This is a genomic window from Pseudomonas sp. HLMP (genome assembly GCF_046365545.1).
Classification (GTDB): domain Bacteria; phylum Pseudomonadota; class Gammaproteobacteria; order Pseudomonadales; family Pseudomonadaceae; genus Aquipseudomonas; species Aquipseudomonas guariconensis_B.
Genome location: NZ_JBDLLR010000001.1, coordinates 2,416,425 through 2,436,021 on the forward strand (window position 1 = coordinate 2,416,425; position 19,597 = coordinate 2,436,021).

Here is a 19,597-nt window from a genome sequence, read left to right on the forward strand (position 1 = left end):
TCCCTGGGTACAAGGCAGTCTCCTCAATCCCTTTCGTGAAATAACTGAAAAGATCTGAAAAATGACTATCTTGGTAACCGGCGGAGCCGGCTTCATCGGCGCGAATTTCGTACTGGACTGGGTGGCTCACTCGGATGAGCCAGTGATCAATTTGGACAAGCTCACCTACGCAGGCAACCTGCAGAACCTCGTGAGCCTGGAAGATAACACTCAGCACCTGTTCGTCCAGGGCGATATTGGTGATTTCGATTTGGTGCAGCGTCTATTGGCAGAGCACAAGCCAAGGGCGGTGATCAATTTCGCTGCCGAATCGCATGTGGACCGCTCGATTCATGGTCCGGAGGATTTCATCCAGACCAATATCGTCGGTACTTTCCGCTTACTGGAGGCGGTACGAGGTCACTGGAAAGGCTTGGAGAGCGAAGCGCAGCAAAATTTCCGCTTCCTGCATGTATCTACGGACGAGGTGTACGGCTCCTTGACCGTCGATGAACCAGCTTTCACTGAAAGTCACCAGTACGAGCCGAACAGCCCTTATTCGGCGAGCAAGGCTGCGAGCGACCACTTGGTTCGTGCCTACCATCACACCTACGGGGTGCCGGTATTGACCACCAATTGCTCCAACAACTACGGCCCATATCATTTCCCGGAAAAGCTCATCCCCCTGATGATCGTCAATGCCCTGGCTGGCAAGGCGCTACCGGTCTATGGCGATGGCCAGCAGATCCGCGATTGGCTGTATGTCAAAGACCACTGCAGCGCCATCCGCCGCGTGTTGGAGGTCGGTAAGGTGGGAGAGGTCTATAACGTCGGCGGGTGGAACGAGAAGCCGAACCTGGAGATCGTCAACCGGATTTGCGCCTTGCTCGATGAGTTGCGCCCACGCACTGATGGCAAGGCTTACAGTGAGCAGATCACCTTCGTTACCGATCGTCCTGGTCATGATCGCCGCTATGCTATCGACGCCCGTAAGTTGGAGCGTGATCTGGGTTGGAAGCCAGCAGAAACCTTCGAGAGCGGTATCCGCAAGACCGTGCAGTGGTACCTGGATAACTGGGAGTGGGTGGAGAATGTCCAATCCGGCAACTACCGTGATTGGGTGGAGAAAAACTATGGTGGGCGAACGGTATGAAGCTCCTGCTGCTGGGCAAAGATGGCCAGGTTGGTTGGGAGCTGCAGCGCAGCCTGGCACCTTTGGGTGAAATCTTGGCGCTCAATTCGCGGAGCGGGTCCTATTGTGGTGATCTGGCCGATTTGTCTGGTTTGGCACATACGGTCCAGACCTGGGCGCCGGATGTCATCGTCAATGCTGCCGCCTATACTGCGGTGGACAAGGCGGAGTCTGAGCGGGAGCAGGCCTACCGTATCAACGCGGAGGCTGTCGAAGTACTTGCGCAGTCCGCCTCGGCCTCCGGCGCTTTGCTGGTGCATTATTCGACCGACTATGTCTTCCCCGGGAACGGCGTAATCCCTTGGCAAGAGACGGATGAAGTCGGGCCACTGAATGTCTACGGCCATAGCAAATTGGCGGGTGAACAGGCGATCTTGGTTTCGGGCTGTGCGCACCTGATCTTTCGCACCAGCTGGGTTTATGCTGCACGCGGCAACAACTTTGCGCGCACTATGCTGCGGCTGGCCACGGAGCGTGACAGCCTTGGAGTAATCGATGATCAGTTCGGAGCTCCTACCGGGGCTGAACTGATTGCTGATGTGACAGCGCATGCCATCGTTGCGACTCGGCATGAACCGGCGCTTGCCGGGCTCTATCATCTTGCAGCTGCGGGGGAGACTACGTGGTGTGGCTATGCCCGTTTTGTGCTGGAGCAGGCTGCAGCCGCTGGCATGCCGCTGAAAGTAGCAGCTGAGGCGGTCACCCCCCTGACCACCGATGCCTATCCTACGCCAGCAAGAAGGCCGGCGAATTCGCGTCTTGACACGCATAAATTTGAGAGCGCGTTCGGTCTGCAGCTTCCTGGTTGGCAACAGGGCGTAGCGCGGATGCTGACGGAAATACAAGGGAAATAACGCTAATGAAACGCAAAGGCATCATTTTGGCCGGTGGCTCGGGTACTCGACTCCATCCCGCGACGTTGGCGATTTCCAAGCAACTGCTGCCGGTCTATGACAAGCCGATGATCTATTACCCTCTGACTACGCTCATGTTGGCGGGGATCCAAGACATCCTGATCATCTCCACGCCGCAAGACACGCCACGTTTCGAGCAGTTGTTGGGCGATGGCCAACAATGGGGCCTGAACATTTCCTATGCCGTTCAACCTTCGCCCGATGGTTTGGCGCAAGCGTTTATCATCGGTGAGGAATTCATTGGTAGTGATCCGTCAGCCTTGGTGCTGGGCGACAATATCTTCTATGGCCATGATTTTCAGCTCCTCCTGAGTAATGCCAGGGGCCGTACAACAGGTGCCAGTGTTTTTGCCTACCATGTGCATGATCCGGAGCGCTATGGCGTTGTTGAGTTCGATCTGCAGGGTAAAGCCATCAGCCTCGAAGAGAAGCCTCTGCAGCCGAAGTCCAGCTATGCAGTGACTGGGTTGTATTTCTACGATCAGGATGTTGTTGAAATTGCCAAGAGCATCCAGCCTTCCGCACGGGGAGAGCTGGAGATTACTGATGTAAACCGGGCTTACCTAGACCAAAACAAACTGTCGGTCGAGATCATGGGACGTGGTTATGCATGGTTGGATACCGGTACCCATGACTCTTTGCTAGAGGCCAGTCAGTACATTGCGACCATTGAGCGTCGCCAAGGATTGAAAGTGGCTTGCCCGGAAGAGGTCGCTTTCCGTCAAGGATGGATCGCTGCAGAAGAGCTTGAAGCGTTGGCTGCCCCTCTGGCGAAGAATGGTTATGGGCAATACCTTAAGCGTTTACTGCAAGACAAGATCTACTAATTAGCGATGTATATTGCCCGCTCCCTGTACGACTTTTCGTGTTGGAGTGGGCAATAAAATGTGACGTCTAATCCAGTAACCATTCCCTCGTATCGTTCTCGCTCCTGAGAAGCTAGTTTTGTCATGGCAGCCAGGAAACGCTGCCCAGCAAACTTATATCCACAGGAGTGATGATTCATGCGCAACACCATCCTTTCCTACCTCTTCCTCCCATTGTTCACCGGCCTGTCCTTTTCCCTCAGCGCCGCCCCGAACGCCACCCCTGTCCCGACAACCGAGCTAACCACTACCCAAACGGTCGCCTCGGCAGCAGACGCTCAATCCGCAAGAATCAACCTCAACACCGCCGACGCCCTAACCCTGCAAAAGGAGCTGAACGGCATCGGCAAGGCCAAGGCCGAAGCCATCGTGGCCTACCGCGAGGCCAACGGCCCCTTTGCCTCGGTGGACGAGTTGCTGGAAATCAAGGGTATCGGCAACGCGCTCCTGGAGCGTAACCGTGACAAGCTGGTGGTAGCGGAGTAACAGGCAGGGTAATGGCCGGCCCACGCGGGTCGGCCCATCGAGAAGAGGATCTCAACGATCCTTCGCCTCCTTGGCATCCATCTCGGCGTTGCGTTCATGGATCTTCTTCAACTGCTCTTCGGTCAACGGCAATTTCTTCGCCGTATCCCGCAACAGCAACAACCCGCCAACGATCGAGCCAAGGGCTATGATCAGTATCAACCAGGCATACCAGGGCATGATGTTCTCCTGTAGACCGGGGATGGCAACGCTCGTACGAGGTTCGAGCGATTCTTGCATCCTTTGGTTCAATTATAGGAGCCGACCACCCCTGGGCCAATTCTCATGACCCATGGCCCCCAAAGCCCCCGCCACATCGTTTACAATGCGCGCCGTTTTCGACTTGCCAAGAGACCCTGCCCATGTCCGCCTGCCAGACGCCCTTGATCGTCGCCCTGGATTTCCCCACCCGTGAGGCCGCTCTGAAGCTGGCTGACCAGCTCGACCCGGCCCTGTGCCGGGTAAAGGTCGGCAAGGAACTGTTCACCAGCAGCGCCTCGGGGATCGTCGAGACCCTGTGCGAGAAGGGCTTCGAGGTATTCCTCGACCTCAAGTTCCACGACATCCCCAACACCACGGCGATGGCGGTGAAGGCCGCGGCCGAGATGGGGGTATGGATGGTCAACGTGCACTGCTCCGGCGGCCTGCGCATGATGGCGGCGTGCCGTGAGGAACTGGCCAAGCGCAGCGGGCCGCAGCCGTTGCTGATCGGGGTGACCGTGCTGACCAGCATGGAGCGGGAAGACCTGGCGGGCATCGGCCTGGATATCGAGCCGCAGGAGCAGGTGCTGCGCCTGGCGGCGCTGGCCGAAAAAGCCGGGATGGACGGCCTGGTCTGCTCGGCGCTGGAGGCGCCGGCGCTCAAGGCGGCGCATCCGGCGCTGCAACTGGTGACGCCGGGCATTCGCCCCAGCGGCAGTGCCCAGGATGACCAGCGACGGATCCTCACGCCACGCCAGGCACTGGATGCCGGTTCCGACTACCTGGTGATCGGCCGTCCGATCAGCCAGGCCAGCGACCCGGCCCAGGCGCTGGCGGCGGTGGTGGCTGAAATCCGCGGTTGATCCTTACCCAGGATCGGCGCCTTGCCAATGCCGGAGTGGGGGCTGCATGGGCTTTTCCCTTTGCCCCCAGATCGCTATTATCGCGTCTATACATCAGCAATTTCTCACGCCACGCGTTCAGGCCTGGTCTTGCTTTTTTCCTGTACACAGCAAGGCACTCCCCGGAGTCGAACCGCTCTGGGGCGTTGAGCCGCTTTGCCGAAAATGTGTTGGCCAGACATACCGGCTGTCCGCAGGATGGGGCGGTGCTCGGAAGCGTTTTAAAGGAATAGGTTTTGATTAAGCGTAAACAGGTAGCAATTGTCGGTTGTTCTTTCCGTTTTCCGGGCTCCACCTCCAGCACTTTCTGGCAAAACCTGATGAATGGACGCGACCTGGTGACCCAGGTCGATCCTTCGCGTTGGGACCACGCACAGTTCCTGCACCCAGACAAGGCTCACCCTGCCACGAGCTACACCTTCGCCGCTGGTACCCTGGGGGATATCAGCGCGTTCGATGCAGGCTTCTTCAATATCTCGCCGCGCGAGGCGGCGATGATGGACCCGCAGCAGCGCATGCTCCTGGAGATGTGTTGGGAAACCTTCGAGAACGCCGGGGTCAAGCCGTCCAGCCTGCGGGGCAGCAATTGCGGTGTGTACCTGGGCATCGCGGGGGTTGAGCAGGCCTATCGGCTGGTCGAGGACTTGGCATCGATCGACGGTGCCTCCGCCACTGGCAACACCATGAGCATTGCCGCCAACCGCCTGTCCTTCTTCTATGACTTGCGTGGCCCGAGCATGGCCATCGACACGGCCTGTTCGTCGTCCCTGGTAGCTTTCCACCAAGCCTGCCAGGCCATCCTCAACGGTGATATCGACCAGGCCGTGACGGGTGGAATCAGCCTGCACATGCACCCGTTCGGCTTCATGATCTTCGCCAAGGCCACCATGCTGTCGCGCGGCGGCCGCTGCCAGTCGTTCGATGAACGGGGCGATGGTTATGCGCGTGCCGAAGGCGGTGGCCTGTTCCTGCTCAAGGACTACGACCAGGCCGTGGCCGATGGCAACCCCATCCTCGCCGTGGTAGCGGCGACCGCGGTCAATACCGATGGCCGCAAGTCCAGTCTGACCCTGCCGAATTCGCAAGCCCAGGCCGCGTTGCTCGAGAGCGCTTATGCCCGGGCGGGCATCGACCCGGCGCAGCTCGACTACTTCGAAGCCCACGGCACCGGAACGGCCGTTGGCGACCCGGTGGAAACCCGTGCCATTGGCGAGACGCTCGGCCAGGCGCGTGGCGATGGCAACCCGCTGCCGATCGGCTCGGTCAAGAGCAACCTCGGCCACCTCGAGGCGGCCTCCGGTGTCGCCGGCCTGGTCAAGGCCCTGTACAGCCTGCATGCGCGTGTCGTGCCGCCCACCATCGGCATCCAGGCGCTCAACCCGAACATCGACTTTGCCGGGCTCAACCTGCAAGTGGTCAGCGAGCCCCTGGCGCTCAAGGCGCAGGGGCAACTGACCGTTGGTGTCAACTCCTTCGGCTTCGGCGGGGCCAATGCCCACGTCATCCTGCAGAGCGCCGAGCCGCAAGCGCCATCGTCTTCTGCGCCGCAGGCGCGGCCGCTGCCATTGCTGCTCAGTGCCAAGACGGCCGAGGGGCTGCGTGCCAACGCCGAGCGTTTTTCCGACTACCTGGCCGGCCACGACGATGCCTGCTACTACGACGTGGCCTACCAGGCCATGTTCCGTCGCGACGCCTTGCCCCATCGTTTGCTGCTGGTCGAGGCCGATCCGGCCAAGGCTGCCCAGGCGCTGGCCGACTACGCCCAGGACCCGAGCCTCAGCGAGCTGAGCTCGGTGCTCGAGGCCGGTGTTGGTCTGGAGCAGGCCAACGGCCCGGTCTTCGTCTACTCCGGCAACGGCTCGCAGTGGCAAGGCATGGGGCGGGCGATGCTCGACGAGCCGGTGTTCGCCGAGGCGCTGGCGGACGTCGATGCGATCTTCGAGCCGCTGGCAGGTTATTCGCTGCGCGCCGAGTTGCGCGGCGAGCATGGTGACGACCGCTACGCGCTCACCGAGATCGCCCAGCCGGCACTGTTCGCCTTGCAGGTCGCGGTAACCCGTGTGTTGGCCGCACAAGGCGTGCAGCCGGTAGCCGTGGTCGGCCATAGCGTCGGCGAAGTGGCCGCCGCCTGGGCCTGTGGTGCCCTGACCCTGGAAGACGCGACCCAGGTGATCTACCACCGCAGCCGCCTGCAAGGCCTGACCCGTGGTTGCGGCCAGATGAGCGCTGTCGGCCTGAGCGGCGAAGCCACCGCAGCGCTGCTCGTCGAACTGGAGTTGGCCGAGCGCCTGGTCGTGGCCGGTGAGAACAGCGCCCGTGGCGCGACCGTCGCCGGTGATGTCGAGGCCCTGGCGGAGCTCGAGCAGGCCCTTGCCGAACGGCAGGTTTTCGTCCGCCGTCTGGGCCTGGACTACGCGTTCCACTCGCCAGCGATGAATGTCATCGAGCAGCAGGTCATCGCCGACCTGGCGCACATCCGCCCACGCAGCGCCAGCCTGCCGTTCTACTCCACGGTGACTGGCGGCCAGCTCGATGGCCTGCGCCTGGACAGCCAGTACTGGTGGCAGAACATCCGCTTCCCGGTGTTGTTCCAGGGCGCGATGGACAACCTGGTGGAGCAGGGCCTGAATGTCTTCGTCGAAGTCGGCCCGCATCCTATCCTGCGCGGCTATGTGGTCGACGCCCTGGCCCAGCGCGAACAGCCGGGGCAGGTGATCGCCACGCTGCTGCGCAACGACCACAGTCCGGTGCTGTTGCAGCGTAGCCTGGCCAAGTTGCTGATCGCCGGCATCGAGCCGCACTGGCAGGTGCATTTCCCGGTCGCGGGCAATCCCGTGCAACTGCCCAACTACGCCTGGCAGCATGACCACTTCCAACTGCCGGTGAGCGCTGAGTCGTTCGGCGTGCTGCAGCGCGCAAGCCTGCATCCGCTGTTGGGCTATCCGCTGGCCGACCATGCCCTGACCTGGGAGAGCCAGCTCGACATCCAGCGTTTCCCCACCCTGGCCGACCACAAGGTCGGTGAATCGGTGCTGTTCCCGGGGGCCGGCTTCACCGAGCTGGCCCTGGCCGTGGCCTTGGTGCAACAGCCGGGTGAGTACGTCGATATCGAGGAGCTGGAGATCCATAACCCGCTGCTGCTCGCCAGCGAGGGCAGCAAGAAGGTCCGTGTCACCCTCGAGGAGGCCGATGGCACCCTGCGCATCGCCTCGCGTACCCTGGCCCAGCGTGAAGAGTGGGTACAGCATGTGGTCGCGCGCCTGCCGGGCGAAGCCCGTGGCGTCCTGCTCGACGCGCGCGCCCCGGCCTTGCCCCAGCGCCCGGCCGACTACAGTAGCGAACGGCACCTGGCCCTGACCCGTGCGGTCGGCCTCAATTACGGCCCGGCCTACCAGGCCGTGGCGGCGGCCTGGGTGGAGCCGGCGCGCATCCTCGCGCAACTCGAGGCGCCGGCGGTCATCGAGGCCGAGTTGGCCAGCCTGCATGTGCATCCGGCGCTGCTCGACGGCGCCTTCCAGCTGATCACCGAACTGCTGGTCGACCAGCCCGGCAGCAACCGGGGGCTGGCGTTCATTCCGGTGCGCTTTGGCCGCATCGCCTATGCCGTGGGCAAGGGCGTGCCGTGCCTGGCCGAGGTTCGCCAGCTCAAGCGCACCGCGCATTCCCTGCTGGTGGATTTCACCCTCTTCGACGCTGCCGGGGAGGCCGTGCTGGCGATCAAGGAGGCGCGCTTCCGTGGCGTGCGCCTGCAGCGCGACCGCTCCAACGACGTCAAGCGCCTGGCCCATGTCGGCATTGCCGCGCCTGGCCAGGTGGTACCGCTGCAACGCCATGCCCAGGCTGCCACGCCGTTGCTGGCGCAATTGCAGGGCCTGGCCGACGACCCGCTGCAGGCGCGCTACCTCGATGAGGTCGAGCCCTTGCTCGATGCCCTTTGCTCGAGCTTCGTCCAGGACCTCGTCGAACACTGCGGCGGCAGCCTGGGCGCCGAGCAGTTGGCGCATTGGTCGCAGGTCGAAGGCGTGCCGGACGACTACCTGGCGACCTTGCTGCGCCATGGCGAGCAGGACGGCAGCCTGTCGTGCGCTGCCGACGGCAGCTGGCAGCTGGCCGACCCGGCACCGCGCCCCGCGTCCGAGGCCATCTGGCGCGAGCTGTTCCACAGCTACCCGGAATGCTTCCAGATCATTCATTCGGTGGGGCGTATCGGCCGCCACTTGAAAGCCCTGCTCGACGGCTGCCAGGCGATCGACCAGCTGCAACCGCGAGAAACCAGTGCCGCCAGCCTGGCCCGCATGGTCCTCGGCGCCGCTGGCCAGCAGCGCCTGCTGAGCGGTGTGCGCGAAACCCTGGCCCAGCGCCTGGCCGCATTGCCCGCAGGGCAACGCCTGCGCGTGCTGGAGTTTGGCTTCGGCGCGGCGTCGTTCGCCGAGCTGCTGTACCCAGGCATCGACTTCGACCGGGTCGACTATTGCTACTGCGTTCAGGCCCCGGAGCTGGAGCAGCGCCTGCGCGACGAATGCCCGGCCCTGCAGGTCCTCGCCCTCGAGCAATTGGCCGACGCTGGCGCATTCGATTGGGTGCTGGTGCCGACCGACCTGGCGCCGTTGGCCACCCTCGGCGAGGCCCTGCGCCTGGCCGCCCACCAACTCAACCCGCATGGCCAACTGGCCTTGCTCGCCCATTACCCCGCCCGCTGGGCCGAGTTCGTCTTCGGCGCCCAGGCCGATTGGTGGCTGGCCGGTCCGCAGCAGGCCCTGTCGCGTCAGCAGGCGCCGGCGTTCTGGAGCCACGAGCTGCAACGCCACGGCCTTGGCCCGGCGCAACTTGTCGAAGCGCTGCCGGGCAACGCCTGCGGCAGTTACCTGCTGCTAGCCGAAAAGCCGGCCACTCCTTTGGCCAGCCGAGCACCGGTCGCACAGCAGCGCTGGGCATTGCTGGCCGAATCCGGGCAGGAGGCTGCCGAGCTTCTGGCCAGCCTCCTGCGTGAGCAAGGCCAGCAGGTCAGCCTGCTGCAGCCGGGCGATGCCCAGGCGCTGGTGACGCAGTTGCGGGCCCTCGAACAGCCTCCCGAGCACCTGGTGCACCTGGCGGGCTTCGACAGCGACGCAGGCCTGGAGGGCCAGGCCGCACGCTGCATGCAGGCTGCGGCATTGGTGCAGGCCTGCGAAGCCCTCGGCGTTGCCCCGCAATGCTGGCTGCTGACCCGTGGCGCGGCCATGCACTGGCATGCGGGCGCCGAGGCCGAGAGCCTGGCGTCCATCGCCGATGCCGCGCTCTGGGGCTTTGGCCGTACCCTGGCCAATGAATCGGGCAACTGCCGCGTGCGCCTGCTCGACCTGGCGCACGGCGCGCGCGTGGAGCGCCTGGTGCCGGCCCTGCTGCACGCCGACGCCGAGACCGAACTGGCGCTCGACGCCGAAGGCCGGCGTTACGTACCCCGCCTGCGCGTGCTGCGCGAACAGGCCCAGGCCGACGACGGCCAGTGGGTGTGCCTGGGCTTCGACCTGCCTGGCCAACTGCGCAACCTGCGCTGGGAAGTACGTCCACCGCGTCAGCCGGCGGCGGACGAGCTGGACATCGCCGTGCGCGCCACGGGTCTGAACTTCCGCGATGTGATGTTCGCCCTTGGCCTGCTGTCCGACGAGGCCATCGAGAATGGCTTCTCCGGCCCGACCCTGGGCTTCGAGTTCGCCGGTGTGGTGCAGGGCAGGGGGGCCCAGGTGCCGGGCGACTTCGCCCCAGGCGACCGGGTTGTAGGCTTCGGCCCCTGCAGCTTCGCCACGCGCCTGGTGACCAACGCCAACGCCGTGGCGCGTATTCCGCAGGGTATGTCGTTCGAGGCCGCAGCGACCATCCCCAGCACCTTCTTCACCGTCTATTACGCCCTTCACCACTTGGCGCGCCTGGAGCCTGGCGAGAAGGTGCTGATCCACGGGGCCGCCGGCGGCGTGGGCATCGCCGCGATCCAGGTCGCCCGCTGGTGTGGCGCCGAGATCTACGCCACCGCCGGCAGCGACGAGAAGCGCGACTTCCTGCGCCTGCTCGGGGTCGACAAGGTGTACGACTCCCGTTCGCTGGCCTACGCCGACCAGATCCTCGCCGACACCGACGGGCGGGGCGTGGACGTGGTGCTCAACTCCCTGGCGGGCGAGGCGATCAACCGCAACCTGCGCGTGCTCAAGCCGTTCGGCCGCTTCCTGGAACTGGGCAAGCGCGACTTCTACCAGAACACGCGCATCGGCCTGCGACCGTTCCGCAACAACATCAGCTACTTCGGCATCGATGCCGACCAGTTGATGAGCGAGCGCCCGGCACTCACCCGGCGGTTGTTCGCCGACATGATGGCGCTGTTCGAGCAAGGCATCCTGCACCCGTTGCCGTTCCGCGAGTTCGATGCCAACCAGGTCGTCGAGGCCTTCCGCTACATGCAGCAGGCCCGGCAGATCGGCAAGATCGTGGTGACCTACGGCAACCCGATCGAGCAGCGGGTCGATACCCGCGAGCGCCCAGCCGCAGCCTTGCGCCTGTCTGGCGAGGCGACCTACCTGGTCACCGGCGGGCTGGGCGGTTTCGGCCTGCGCACGGCCCAGTGGCTGATCGACAAGGGCGCTCGCCACCTCGTGCTGCTGGGGCGTCGTGGGCCGGCCAGCGTCGAGGCGCAACCGAGCCTGGCGCTGTGGCAGGCCCAGGGCCTCGACGTGCAGGCCGTGGCCTGCGACATCACCGATGCCGGGCAACTGCGCACGGTATTCGAGCGCATCGCCGCCAGCGCCTACCCACTGCGCGGCCTGGTGCATGCCGCGACGGTCATCGACGACAGCCTGATCCGCAACCTGGATGACGAGCAGTTGCGCCGGGTGCTGCAACCCAAGGCCCAGGGTGCCCAGCACTTGCACGAGCTGACCCGTGGGCTGGCGCTGGACTTCTTCGTGATGTTCTCCTCGGCCACCACCCTGTTCGGCAACCCCGGGCAGGCCAACTACGTGGCCGCCAACCATTGGCTCGAAGCCCTGGCGCGCCATCGCCGCAGCCAGGGGCTGGCGGCCACCGCCGTGCTGTGGGGGGCCATCGACGACGTTGGCTTCCTGGCGCGCAACACGCAGATCAAGGATGCCCTGCAAAGCCGGATGGGTGGCGCCGCGTTGCGTGCCGAGGTCGCCTTGGCGCAGCTCGAGCGCATGCTGCTCGAGGGCGACGATGGCATCGGCGTGCTGGAGCTGGACTGGAAGGCCCTGTCGCGCTTCCTGCCCAGCGCTGCCACGCCGCGTTTCGTTGAACTGGCCCGTACCCATGGTGGCGACCAGGAAGACGACAACGACGGTGAGGACATCCAGCGCATGCTCGCCGAGCTGGATGACGCCGAACTGCTGGAGCGTTTCGCCGAGATGCTCAAGTACGAAGTCTGCGAGATCCTGCGCTTGCCCGCGGCGCGCCTGGACACCCAGCGCCCGCTGCAGGAGCTGGGCCTGGACTCGTTGATGAGCGTGGAACTGGTGGTGGCCCTGGAGGAGCGTTTCGGTATCCGCCTGCCGGTGATGGAGCTGAGCGACAGTTCCAGCATCGACAAGCTCAGCGTGCGCCTGCTGGAGCTGCTGCGTGGCGACGCCAGCGAGGAGGCTGCGCCGGCCAACCTGGCCGAGAACCTGCTGTCGCGCCACGGTAGCGAGCTTACCCGCGAGCAGATGGCCGAGCTCAATGCCGGACTGGCCGATGCCAGTGCGGCGCCCAATCGATTGATCGAGTAACAGACTTCATGAGCGCAACGACGCCGACCGGCCTGGCGGTCGACACCAAGCAACGCCTGATCCAGCAAGCACTGGCGCGCCGTCGCAGCGAGGGCCGGGATGCCGCCGGTGCGACCCTGGAGCAGGCGCAGCAGGCGAGCCTGAAGGTGCCCGAGGCGTTCTACCGCTTCGACCAGCACCCTGGCTACCAGCAGTTGCGGGTGATCCAGCAGAGTGCGCGACAGCTTGGCCTGGCCAACCCGTTCTTCCGCCTGCACCAGGGCACTGCCGGGGCGCAGACCTGTATCGGCGATCGGCAGTACCTCAATTTCGCCAGTTACAACTACCTGGGGTACTCCGGCCATCCCGAGGTGGTTGAAGCGGCCAAGGCCGCCATCGATCGCTATGGCACCTCGGTTTCGGCCAGCCGCCCGGTGTCTGGCGACCGGCCGCTGCACCGCGAGCTCGAAAGGGAACTGGCCAACCTGTACCAGGTCGACGATGCGGTGGTGATGGTCAGCGGCCATGCCACCAACGTCACCACCATCGGCTACCTGTTCGGCCCGCGTGACCTGGTGCTGCACGACGAGCTGATCCACAACAGCGTGCTGCAGGGTATCCAGTTGTCTGGTGCCCGCCGCTTGAGCTTCGCCCATAACGACTGGCAGGCGCTGGAGCGCCTGCTCGCCGAGCAGCGTCAGCATTTCGAGCGTGTGCTGGTGGTGGTCGAAGGCATCTACAGCATGGACGGCGACTACCCCGACCTGCCGCGTTTCGTCGAGCTCAAGCGCAGGCACAAGGTCTTCCTGATGGTCGATGAAGCCCACTCCTTGGGCGTGATGGGCGCCACTGGCAAGGGGATCCGCGAGCATTTCGGCCTGTCGGGTGATGACGTGGACATCTGGATGGGGACGCTCAGCAAGACCCTGGCCAGTTGCGGTGGCTACATCGCTGGCAGCACGGCGCTGATCGAGCACCTGAAGTTCCTGGCCCCGGGGTTTCTCTACAGTGTCGGCATGCCGCCCGCCGTCACCGCATCGGCCCTGGCCGCGTTGCGCTTGCTGGCCAGCGGCCGCGAGCGCGTGGCTACGTTGCAAGCCAGGGGCGAGCTGTTCCTGCGCCTGGCGCGCGAGGTCGGGCTGGACACCGCGACCAGCACGGGCCTGGCGGTGATCCCGGTGATCACCGGCAGCTCGTTCAAGGCCGGGCGGTTGTCCAGTGCATTGTTCGACCGGGGAATCAATGCCCAGCCGATCCTGTATCCGGCAGTGCCGGAGCAAGCGGCGCGGGTGCGGTTCTTCGTCTCGTGCGAGCATACCGAGGAGCAGATCCGCCAGACCGTGGCGATCGTTGCCGAGGAGATGGCAAAGCTGGGGTGAGAGGGGCTCGCCAGTGCCGCCCCAGGACGCTATACAACTTGCCGCCCTGGAAGTAATCGCCCTCACGCAGCGCGGCAATGTCCCGCACACGCAGGGTACGCTCGGACGCAGCGACGATGACGGATTGGCCGTCCGTGCGGGACTTGAGCCAATGGTTGAACGCCAGGTTCATCAAGATGGCCAGGATTGCCGCCGAACTGATCCCCGAATGGAAGATGGTCGCACCATGATCGGCAGTAGCCCCAGCACCACCAGGAATACCCCGCCAGTGGCCACGACGAAGCGGCTCTTGATGCCTGTTACGGCAACGAGCCCTACATTCTGGGCAAAGGCGCTCTGGGTGAATGAGCCGAACACTGGCGCAATCAGGCTCGACAGCATATCGGCACGTAGGCCGTTGCCCAGGACCTTGGTGTCCACCGGGGTATTGATGATCTCACCGACCGCGAGAATATCGGCAGAGGTTTCCACCAGGATGACCATGACGACGATGCACATCGATAGAACAGCGGCGACTTCGAAAACCGGCATACCGAACTAAAACGGCGAGGGTAGTGCCAGGAGCGGGCCGTCGACGGCTGTGGTGAAGTCGGCCATGCCCACGGCGGTCGCGATGAGGGTGCCGATGACCATCGCCAGCAAGATCGACAGCCGCGAAATCGCAGCTATCCCCAGCTTGCTCAGAATGAGGACGATGAGGAAGGTGACGGCTGCCAGGGCGATATTGGCCATGCTGCCGAAATCGCTTGCATGGCTGTTGCCGCCCATGATCCAGCGGGCCGCGACCGGAAGCAGGGAAAGGCCGATAGAGGTAATGACGATGCCGGTGACCAGCGGCGGGAAGAAGCGGATGATCTGGGAGAATATCGGTGTGATCAACAGGCCAAAGAGCGAAGCTGCCATGACGGCCCCGAGCACTGCCGGCATACCTCCTGATCCGCTGGTCAGAATAGCGCCCATGGTGGCCACGCCGGCGAAGGAAACGCCTTGAACCAGGGGCAATCTACAGCCGAAAAACGGGAGGCCTATCGTTTGCAGCAAGGTAGCCAAGCCACCGGTGAACAAGGTTGCAGCAATGAGCAGGCCTATTTCGCTGGGTGTCAGTCCGGCAATCTGACCCAGAATGAGTGGGGTGGCGACCATGCCGCCGTACATGGTCAGTACATGTTGCAGCCCGTAAACCACATTGGGGCCTATGCCAAGTCTTTCATCTTCAGGTCGTTGCGCTGCAGGCGTAGTCATGGAGTTCGAACCTCGTATTATTATGAAAATAGCCGATCATCCAGAAACATATGTATAGCGACCTTGTCAGGCTTATAAGGCGTGAGCTCCTTTTTATGTGAGTGTGGCGCGTGGGATAACGTTATTTTGCCAGTCAAGGTATTGCGACTGGCCCCGAGCAAACATCAGATGGCTCGAAGCCATGTCGCTGCAGACGGTATTCAACGTTTACAAGTGGGCCTCAGTAAACGATGGCAGAGCGTATCGGCTCTCCTCGCCTCATGAGGTAAATCACATCGAGCGCAAGTCAGTCGGATTTTTTTCAGCCTTTATTTCCTCCCATGTCGCGCGGAACCACTCTGCAATTGCCACGTTTTGCTCAAACAAAGAGTATTTAACGCCGCCGCCATAGTCAGGCATGTCGATCATGTCTGTCGTGATGTATCGCAGTGGGCTGTCGGGGGTGTCGCGATGATGACGCAATACTCTGCGCACAACATCCTTGCAGGGTTCGACCCGATACGCTCGCCATGGCAAATGCCACTCGCCCGGTGCTGGTCGGAAAAATGGATACTGGCACGCCCGACCGTAGGTCCCACCGTCCTTGAGCTGCCAAATGTTCTTTGGTCCTTGCGGCGAGACCGGACGAATCTGCAACCAGTGTGTCATGTTCATGCCGATCCATTCGTCGATGATATTGCCTGGTTCATACGGGTCGATCACCAGCTGGCCCGACTCGATGTCACCGCGAATGCCGCTGACATCCTGCTCTTCGAGACAATCGACTTTCAGCAGTACATGGCTATGATCGAGCACGAAGTTGAAAGGGACTCCGCGCGCGCTCACCTGTTTGGCCACCCGGCTAATGCGGCGGAAGTCTTCGGTCCACATATAGATATGAACTTCAAAGCCGATGGTGATGCCGATTGTTTCGCCGGCCTCGTGGGCGTGCAGGTAAAAGTCGACGATTTCATTGTCTGTCAGGGTGTGGCCTTGCGCATGCTTGGTGTAAAGCATGATGTTGTGAAATTCAGCGCCGGCTTCTTTGCACAATTTCAAGTTCTTGACCAGTAGCGCTTCATCACGACCTGCAGTATATGACCAGAGGCCTGTGCGAATAGGAATGCCGTATTTGTTGGAGGCACGCAGGTATTCAGATTCTTCGCCGGGCTGCGGCATGCGATCGAAGTGGTCGAAGACACCTGACTCCTTGATCATTCGAAACTGCTCGTCCACCGAAACGGGCTCAAGGTGTTGTACACCGCGACCATTGCAGCCTACTGAAAATTCCATGCTGTTCTCTCTTGTATTTGTTTTTAATAAACGAACGTCACGCGTCGACGGTCTGGACAGCGATCTGGGCTGGCACGTCACTGCGCTCAGCCGCTTGCAGGCGCTCTATCATCTTACGGATGCGCACGGGGGCATTATCGATGCCCAGGCGAACATACTCGCGCACCCCGGTTATCTCTTGCTGGGCCTGGACGTGGGTCAACAGCTCCAGGTCTTCATTGAATGTCAAGGTCATCAGTTCGGCGACTTCTTCATCCACGCGGGTATCATGAGGATGATAATTGCGAAGGTGAAGCCAGAAGTAGTGGGTCGTGCGTTCTGTTTCTGGGGTCAAGAAGTTGAAACTGAATGAGCGCAAGCCACGATCTTTGTTTTCTTCGGTGGGTTCGACACCGGCGTCTATCCCGCCAAAGTCTACATAGGAAACCGATGGCATATGCAGGTAATAATATTGCCAGCGATCGGTCAAGCCCTTGAAGTTACCCATTTTTTCAAACAAAGGGACAGGCGCGGCATTTTTGATCCAACGGTAAGCCAAGACATGGTCATCACCTTGCTCGACTTTGACTCCCACTTCAGCGCCATCGGTCCCACCGATAGTGTTTTTATGAACGTAGGTGGTGTGGGCGGGGTCCACCAGGTTGTCCGTAATGTTCAAGTAGTTTGACTTGAAGTACAGGTATTGGTTGTCGACCAAGCCCCAGCCTTTATCGCCATAGTGCGGAATGTCAATGATTTTTTCAGGGTCGGCCAGCGCAGGTTCGCCCATCCAGATCCAAACGGCATTGTATTTCTCGAATAGCGGAAACGCTCGCACTTTGGCGTTAGGGGGGATGCTGGCCTGGCCGGGAATGTGCGAGCATTGACCTTTGCAATTGAAGGTCATGCCATGATAACCACACTGAAGCTCGTCCCCCTTCAGCTCGCCGAGCGATAAAGGCGCAAGCTTATGGGGGCAGCGGTCCATCAAGGCAACGGGCTGCCCATCTTCGCGACGGTAAAATACAATTTGCTCATTCAGAATTGTCCGGGCCAGTAGTGTGCGACAGATTTCATGGCTCCAGGCTGCGACATACCACCCGTTTTTAACGAAGCTGCTCATTCTTATCTCCTCACGTTAGGGCACACTGACGGTTTAAGCATCCAGTGTTAAGCGTGGGCTAGTGGCACGGGACACACAGATGCATACTTTATTTTCGTTGTGACGCTCATCTTCGGATAACGCGTAATCGCGATGATCTGGGGTGCCGGTCAGTACCGTCTGCGCACACACACCGCATTCGCCGCGCTTACAATCAAACAGTGGATCGAGTCCCGCTTCGAGCATTGCATCGAGCAGGCTTTGCGACGCAGGTACATGGAGGACTCGCCCGCTCCGGCGCAGAACGAGTTCCACAGGCTGGTCCGACTGATGGCCGCTGCTGCCGAACAATTCGAAATGCACATGCGACGACGGCCAGGAGAGCTCCGCCGCGGTGGCGATCACGGCATTCAGTAGCGGCTTGGGCCCACACACGTAGACGTGCCGGGATTTATCATGGGGGCCTAGCAAAGCAGCCAGTGACATTGTTCGAGGTGCCGGCCCTTGGTCAAAGTAAAGGCTTGCCTGTGGCACCAGATGTTCTATTTCAGCGCGGTACGCCATCATCGCGGGCTCGCGCGCACCGTAATGCAGTTCAAAGCTGCTGTTGTTGCGCGTCAATATTCGAGCCATCGATAGAATGGGCGTGATCCCGATTCCGCCTGCGATCAGAACCGCATGGTGTTCCGTGTCGAGCAAGGCAAAGTCGTTCCTTGGCGTGCCCGCCAGTATTTGATCCCCGGCGCGAAGACCGTGCATGTACCTCGAGCCACCCTGGCCTGCATCTTCTCGCTTTACGGCGATTTCGTAGTAACCCGATGGGTTGTCACTGTTGACCAAAGAGTAGGCTCTTTCATCAGTGCGACCGTCTTCAAGTCGGACACACACTTTCAAGTGTGCGCCGGCCGAAAATACAGGCAACAGGGAATCGTCTGCAGCCTTTAGAATGAATGATTTAATTTCGGGTGAGCGTTGCCGTACTTCCGAGACGATCAGTCGAAGGGGATATTCTTTATTCGAATTCATTCTTTATCTCCGGGGTACGTTGAACTCAAGTCGAGCGCTACCGTCGCGCCCACACAGAAGGCACAGGTAGAGGGGCTCCAGGCGATAAAAATATTCCTGGAGTTTCAAGAGGCGTAGAGATGCTTCAGTACTTAAAAGGCGACAAGCCTGTCATGATCAGGCGCCAGGCAATCACATCTATCGATCAAGACACGTTGATAGAGCCGTCTGCGTCTAGGCAAATGGTAAAACGAGGTGGGTGATGCGAAAAGTGCTAAATAAACACTGCTGCGCTGTATTTTTTGCATCGCACGGCCGTCAATCGGCGCTACGCCGTTTCGTAGGCGCGCAAGAGTTCGCTGACGATGTTGACGAAGGCGGCGAGCGACGGAGATAGAGCCCTGCCTTTGCGAATGTAGACGCCAAGCTTCGCCTCCACTGCGCTGGGTGGGCGCAACGGTAGATGTACCAGCGAGCCCTCCTGGAGCTCTGCTTTCATCCCTAGCCTGGTTTGAAACGCCACGCCCATTCCTCGTTGTGCGAGCTTCTTCATCATGACCAGCGAGCTGGTCTGAAGCAGCACATTGGCGCAGCCTTGGTGTCCCTCTAGCAACGGCTGCATCAGGGAATAGATAGCGATCTCCGGTGTCCCCAGAATCAGCGGGTATGCCAGGCAATCGGCAAAGGTGATGTCGACCCGGCTAGCCAACGGGTGGCTTGGCTGTACGATTGCGCCCAGCTTCAAATTGACCGCTGCACAGCATTGAAGGTTCGCTTCTGACGGGATGGAAAACGCCAGCCCCAGATCCACCTCACCCTCTTCGATCAGCCGGGCAATATTGGCTGAGCCATCGAATCGACAGTTTATTTTCACACCGGGGTAGGTCGAGATCATTTTCTCGATCACAACCGGCATGAAGTCTTCATTGAGCCCCTCGACCGAAACGACGCTGATGTTCCCGCTGCGAATGCCTTTTAACCCTTCGAGTTCGCTTTTGAGCCGCTGCTCGTCTTGAAAAACCGTGACCAGGTGCTGCGCCAATAAACGGCCCGCTTCGGTAAGCTTCAGCCCGGACGGCAGGCGCTCGAAGACTTCTGCCCCTAAGGTTTCTTCTAGTTTTATGAGTTGGCGGTTGACGGCTGAGGCATCGACATGCAGTTGGCGTGCGGCTTCTCGAATGGAATGGCACTGACGAATCTTTTCAAAATAGAGTAAAGAGCGGGCATGGATCTTCAAGGTGTAGCCGCCTTAACGCCTTGCGTTTTTAACACGCTTGTTTGGATGGGGGCGAGTATGGTCGGGCGTGCCGTC

12 protein-coding genes and 1 pseudogene are annotated in these 19,597 nt (G+C 61.5%); 7 read left to right on the forward strand and 6 right to left on the reverse strand.

The window, feature by feature from the left end:
* Nucleotides 1–61: 61 nt before the first annotated feature.
* The 4 genes from rfbB (at nucleotide 62) to ABFA30_RS11360 (ending at nucleotide 3,437) form a co-directional block, all read left to right on the forward strand.
* A complete protein-coding gene (gene rfbB, locus ABFA30_RS11345; RefSeq protein ID WP_410045441.1) occupies nucleotides 62–1,132 on the forward strand; it encodes a dTDP-glucose 4,6-dehydratase in 1,071 nt (356 codons plus the stop codon).
* Nucleotides 1,129–2,025, forward strand: coding sequence for a dTDP-4-dehydrorhamnose reductase (rfbD, locus tag ABFA30_RS11350; protein WP_410045442.1), 897 nt, complete (start codon nucleotides 1,129–1,131; stop codon nucleotides 2,023–2,025). Before rfbB ends, rfbD begins: the two co-directional genes overlap by 4 nt.
* A 5-nt stretch (nucleotides 2,026–2,030) precedes the next feature.
* Nucleotides 2,031–2,912, forward strand: coding sequence for a glucose-1-phosphate thymidylyltransferase RfbA (gene rfbA, locus ABFA30_RS11355; protein WP_410045443.1), 882 nt, complete (start codon nucleotides 2,031–2,033; stop codon nucleotides 2,910–2,912).
* Nucleotides 2,913–3,089: 177 nt separating this feature from the next.
* Complete coding sequence (locus ABFA30_RS11360) at nucleotides 3,090–3,437, forward strand: ComEA family DNA-binding protein (RefSeq protein ID WP_410045444.1); 348 nt, start codon at nucleotides 3,090–3,092, stop codon at nucleotides 3,435–3,437.
* Nucleotides 3,438–3,488: 51 nt separating this feature from the next.
* Here the strand turns inward: ABFA30_RS11360 and ABFA30_RS11365 are convergent, their stop codons facing one another.
* Entirely contained in the window at nucleotides 3,489–3,656 is a 168-nt protein-coding gene (locus ABFA30_RS11365) for a DUF2897 family protein (protein ID WP_084854939.1), read from the reverse strand.
* A 182-nt stretch (nucleotides 3,657–3,838) separates the two neighbouring features.
* Between ABFA30_RS11365 and pyrF the strand changes: the two genes are divergently transcribed.
* From pyrF to ABFA30_RS11380, 3 genes are all read left to right on the forward strand, one after another.
* Nucleotides 3,839–4,540 (forward strand): orotidine-5'-phosphate decarboxylase, encoded by a 702-nt coding sequence (pyrF, locus tag ABFA30_RS11370; RefSeq protein ID WP_225788203.1) that lies wholly within the window; start codon nucleotides 3,839–3,841, stop codon nucleotides 4,538–4,540.
* 275 nt (nucleotides 4,541–4,815) lie between these two features.
* The gene (locus ABFA30_RS11375; protein WP_410045445.1) at nucleotides 4,816–12,327 is read left to right on the forward strand and encodes an SDR family NAD(P)-dependent oxidoreductase; all 7,512 of its coding nucleotides are present in this window, start codon (nucleotides 4,816–4,818) and stop codon (nucleotides 12,325–12,327) included.
* Nucleotides 12,328–12,335: 8 nt separating this feature from the next.
* Entirely contained in the window at nucleotides 12,336–13,685 is a 1,350-nt protein-coding gene (locus ABFA30_RS11380; protein ID WP_225788201.1) for an aminotransferase class I/II-fold pyridoxal phosphate-dependent enzyme, read from the forward strand.
* 19 nt (nucleotides 13,686–13,704) lie between these two features.
* On the opposite strand, the pseudogene ABFA30_RS11385 reads toward ABFA30_RS11380, so the two are convergent.
* From ABFA30_RS11385 to ABFA30_RS11405, 5 genes and pseudogenes are all read right to left on the reverse strand, one after another.
* Nucleotides 13,705–14,927, reverse strand: a pseudogene (locus ABFA30_RS11385) (solute carrier family 23 protein); the annotation flags it as partial.
* 270 nt (nucleotides 14,928–15,197) lie between these two features.
* Entirely contained in the window at nucleotides 15,198–16,199 is a 1,002-nt protein-coding gene (locus ABFA30_RS11390) for a hypothetical protein (RefSeq protein ID WP_410045446.1), read from the reverse strand.
* 37 nt (nucleotides 16,200–16,236) lie between these two features.
* Nucleotides 16,237–17,301, reverse strand: coding sequence for a Rieske 2Fe-2S domain-containing protein (locus tag ABFA30_RS11395; protein ID WP_410045447.1), 1,065 nt, complete (start codon nucleotides 17,299–17,301; stop codon nucleotides 16,237–16,239).
* Nucleotides 17,302–17,334: 33 nt separating this feature from the next.
* Nucleotides 17,335–18,306 carry a PDR/VanB family oxidoreductase gene (locus tag ABFA30_RS11400; RefSeq protein ID WP_410045448.1) on the reverse strand — a complete coding sequence of 324 codons (972 nt, stop codon included), beginning with the start codon at nucleotides 18,304–18,306 and terminating at the stop codon, nucleotides 17,335–17,337.
* 307 nt (nucleotides 18,307–18,613) lie between these two features.
* The gene (locus ABFA30_RS11405; protein WP_225788197.1) at nucleotides 18,614–19,522 is read right to left on the reverse strand and encodes a LysR family transcriptional regulator; all 909 of its coding nucleotides are present in this window, start codon (nucleotides 19,520–19,522) and stop codon (nucleotides 18,614–18,616) included.
* Nucleotides 19,523–19,597 lie beyond the last annotated feature (75 nt).